This window comes from Xenorhabdus sp. KJ12.1 (assembly GCF_963876495.1).
GTDB classification, from domain to species: Bacteria; Pseudomonadota; Gammaproteobacteria; order Enterobacterales; family Enterobacteriaceae; genus Xenorhabdus; species Xenorhabdus stockiae.
This window is the reverse complement of record NZ_CAWNQH010000113.1, coordinates 1-4831: the sequence shown is the minus strand read 5'-3', so window position 1 is coordinate 4831 and position 4831 is coordinate 1. Positions and strand designations below refer to the sequence as shown.

The following is a 4831-nucleotide window of genomic DNA, read 5'->3' as shown; positions in this document are numbered from 1 at the left end:
CGCTCACTACCGGATAAATAGCGGTATATCCATTCAAGGAGAAGGTACTCCCGGCCAACTGATCCTTATCGCCAGTTCAAAATCGCTGCTACCGCCAAAAGAAACCGTCCTACCGACTTCATCCGGCACACTGATTTGTCAGACCAAAGTAAATGCCAACGGTAAATGGGTATGCCCAAATAATCCCGTCATGACAGCAAAACAGGAAGGGATATTCTCCCTTTATGCAGCCCAATATCAAGAACTCCCCTCAAAAGATCTGACCACAACCCATTATAAAAGAACCTCGGAAGTGACACGTCAATATGAGATCACCCAAACCCGAATCAGTATCACAGCACCTAAACAGAATACTAAATTCCACCGGAAACCTTTTGATATTGCCGGAATAGGCGAACCCGGCGCCCAAATACATATAGCCAAAAACGGTAATAATAAAGCGTGTGATACCACCGTTACTGCATCCGGCAAATGGTCCTGCGGGCCTTACCTATTCGGAAAGGGAAAATTCACGGTATCGGCGGAACAGTTTATCAGCCATGAACCGCACTCTACAACGCAGGCATCCTATGAAATCCAGCCAGCGTATGGAGCTTCTTCAGTCAACTACTTACATTTACATTTTAACCACCATTCAATAAATATTAGGCCTTATGTTCCACCATGTTGTGCAACCATAACGTCAATGGAGGATGCTCAAATTATACCTGATGGAAAATATGACATATCCGGTTTAATTAATACTAATATTCCAAATGATGTTAAAAAAATTAAAGTATCAATTTCTAGTTTTGATGATCCTGGCTACACTCATACTTCTGAACCAACGAAAGAATATACACCGGATGTTGATTTTAATTCCGGTACATGGAGCATTAAAGGTTTAACCGCAAAATGTTTTAATTACTATAAAGCATCTGTGTTTTGTAACAAAAATAGGGAAGAGGCAAATAATCTCCCCGGAAAAAAAGAAATTAAATTTAGTGTGGCACGTTGTCCGGTAAAAATCACAAAACCTGTTATGCATGAATTTATTACTTCAACAGACGACAATCCTAAACAGATTGTAATTGAAGGGAAAGTAACGGAAAAAACGCCTCTCGATATAATTGCAAACTACTATTCAAATGGTGAACATACACTCCCACTTCTTTCTCGTATTGGAAATAACTGGCAAACAAAAATTAGTGATGCTCCTGCCGGTTTTATACAAATTAAAGCTAAAAATACAGGAACGCCAAATGTTCCCATCAAAAATAACAATGACGAAGTTACTATACTGAAATCAAAAGATTTTTCCGTAAAATATGAAATCATCGATAATGTATTTATCCACATTTATGGAACTTCCTTGCCTAATAATGATAAAAAAATCAGTGAATTCAAAGAAACTCTCCACCCTAAAATAATAATATTTGCTGATGGTGTAAAATCAGAAGAAATAATTCCTGATGAAAAAGGAAATTGGAGTTCAGACAATGAATATTATGCTAAACGAGGGGTATATTCTTTTACTATCCATGAAACATCTGATAATGAACATTATCCAGCAAGGAAAGATAAAACACTGGAATGTACTGGAGGTAATGACCATATGAATTGTATTGAAAAAAATAATTAATCTCCCCATTCAGGAGGCTGTTATGATTATATTTAAAATATTTTTGATCCTCTTGTTACTATCTTACAGTATAAATGTATTTATACTGTATATTAGGCCTTCTATCTAAGGAGATTTGAACAAAAAGAACGACGGCATAGCGCCTCCTGATAGGAGGCGTCAGATTACTGACAAAGTGCTGGTTTTTTTATCCGGCACTTTGATTTAATCAAATTCCGTTCAACCACTTCTGCTTTATTGCGCCGGACGCACTTTCTATGCCCAACTATATTCTGCACATGCTGGATGAAAAACAGGTGAGCTACAGCACTCACAACAATTTTGGAGATGTGCTGCCTGAGCTGGATATTATGTATATGACCCGCTGCCACGTATTGGTGAAATTACTGTTGATGTAGATAAAACGCCTTATGCGTACTATTTCCAGCAGGCAGGTCATGGAATTTATGCTCATCAGGCATTGCTATCGCTGGTACCGAATGAAAATGTTGTTATAGATTAATGCTGAAATAATTAATTAACATAAATAAGCAGTTACAAATATTATGACTAATTTTAAAATATCAGTAAATATGATTCTGAGATTAAAGTAGTAAATAGTGACTGTATGTATTATGTTGGAAATAAAGATATTAATTTAAAATCTGAAGGTAATGACCATATGACTTGTATCGAAAAAAATAATTAATCTCCCCATTCAGGAGGATGTTATGATTATATTTAAAGTATTTTTTACCCTCTCATTATTATCTTACAGTATAAATGTATTTTCAGATACTGTATTGAATCATCAGCCAATAGAAACAATTGCTGGAGGAGAAGAAAGCTGTATTGATAGTAAAGATAGCAAATGCAAACCTTGGGTTGTAAATATCCGTACTGAAGATAAATTAGGAAAACATATTGGTTCATGTAGTGGTTCGTTGATCTCTCCAAGCTATGTTTTAACGGCAGCACATTGCCAGGGTGACTCTAAAATCATTAAAACATATTCGATTTTAAATTATAAAAAAGAAGTAATTGGTACTGCAAAATATCAAAATTTTGTTCCATACTCTAATATCAAAGGTAATATCGCAGATTTTGCAATAATAAAATTAGATAAGCCTACTACTTTAAATAATTATGGCCATGTTCGTCGTTTCTTTGATTATGATGAAGCTTATGAAAAAATAGACAAAAATTATTATAACGCTTCTGTCTATGGCTATGGTAGTTTGGGAATTGATCCAACAACAGGAAATCAGATAAAAAATACTGAAAAAAAACAGCGGAGAGCTGATGTTAATATTGTCACTGATGCCATAGATCAACATCTAAATCATGGGATTCTTATAAAAGAAAATAAAGATTTAAAGCCAGGAATTGCACAACCTGGAGACTCTGGCGGCCCGATTATTTGGCATGATACAATCATCGGTGTTGCATCCACAGGAATAATTACTCTTAAAGATAGCAATAAATCTCGTCCATTTTTTTCCGCTTCAGATGTTACAGGAAAATATCTTAATAACAATTTTATTGGCAAAAGAAACCTAGAAGATTGGTTTTCTAAAAAAATGAAAAGAATATGGATCTACAATCCTGATTGGGGTGAAAAATTAAGTAAAAGGCGAAAAATCATACCTGTAGAGGGATTTGGTCGTCCATCTTCTGAGATCAAACTTCGTTACTCCATTGATCACAAAGATGAAAAAAATACTGAATGTCCGGTAGACAAAAATGGGACATGGAAATGTGATATCCCATATGGTTCCTATTTTACTAAAAAAATTAAAGAAAACAATGAATATGAAATTACTATTACAGCTGAAGAGTTAAATAAAGTTAATGCATCATGGGAGAGTGATACCATAACAGCAACAATACCAAATGCAAAGCAAGAGATTAGTATTATTTACCCATCAGATAAATCAATAGTTCTAACCAAAAACTTTACCATACGTGGATACGCCGCCCCTGGTTCTGAAATAATATTGGAATTGATCGCTAACCCTAAGTATGGTGACGAAGTTTATACACAGGATAAATTATGCGCTGGGTTAAATAACGAAGAATTGATAAAAACAGGTGAGAATGGACTATGGTCATGCAGTATAAAGTCTGATATTCATCTTAAAAATTTAGGAAAAGATGACAACTATAATATAACTATATCTCAAAAAGCCCAAAAGAAAAAAATCAGCGATCAAGTCAGCATCAGTTTAAAACCAGAAGATTATTCCACTTTAAAGGTGGAGCCAAAAAAAAGAAAAGGAGACATATATAAAAAAATATTAGAATATAACGTGAATTATGCTAACAATGCAAAGCTAGTCTGTATTCTTGACGGTTATCTTACAAATTGTAAAAATAATCCTCGAGGTGAAAATATTTTTCTTTTCAATAACTCTAATTCAAAAAAAGACGATTTTGATGAAAACAAAAAATATTCTGAATTTATCGGTGCAATACAAAAACTGGAGAACGTTGACCCATTTGATCCAAAGTTACGGTATAGTAAAAATTTCACATATAAAGGCGGATATTTTATGCCTTATTTTAATAAAGAATATCCGATGGAATCACCAACAAAAATCTCACCTATTGATATACAAAATAAAAAATTCACTGGTTTTGGTGGTGATGATCAACGTTATACTCTCTCAAATGATGATATACTTTTACCTTCAGAATATTCTATCTGCATGAAAAAAAGCAGTCAGTCACCTTCAAATTCCCCTCAATGCAATAGAGATGATAAGGATATCTACGTAAAAATCCCATTGGAAAATGGTAATTATTTTTCCGAAATACCAATACAATATAGTGATTATGGAGAAAGACATGATTTTCCAAACTGGAGTTTATCGCTTCCTCCTGAATTGAAAGACGGGGTTTATTATATTGAGATAATGGACAGGTTTAGACCTCAAGGACTCAATATTGAGCCTCATATTTGGAACGGTGGCTTACAAAAAGCATATTTTGAAATCGAAACCCCTGACGTTGGCTTTACAAGCCCGGAAAACATCTCAGATACTGTTGCGACAGTATCAGGAACTGCCAATATTCCCGGTGAAACAGTTAACGTCAGAAAACGTAAACTCACCCTTTCTCGGGGGGCATCAAGGGTAGATGCGCCAGACATCCTCTCAGACATAATTTGTGAGAATGCTGTCGTCAGTGATAATGGTGACTGGGGATGTACGACACCCATCACTTTCACCG

At 35.0% G+C, this 4831-nt stretch carries 1 protein-coding gene and 2 pseudogenes; all 3 read left to right on the top strand.

The genetic code is table 11. The annotated features are described in order from the left end of the window. Nucleotides 1-1621, top strand: a pseudogene (locus AACS92_RS18875) (hypothetical protein); the annotation flags it as partial. A gap of 221 nt (nucleotides 1622-1842) precedes the next feature. Continuing rightward, a pseudogene (locus AACS92_RS18870) lies at nucleotides 1843-2123 on the top strand (aspartate carbamoyltransferase); the annotation flags it as partial. 208 nt (nucleotides 2124-2331) lie between these two features. Further along, a partial coding sequence (locus tag AACS92_RS18865; protein ID WP_153044800.1) for a trypsin-like serine protease occupies nucleotides 2332-4831 on the top strand: 2500 nt, incomplete at its 3' end.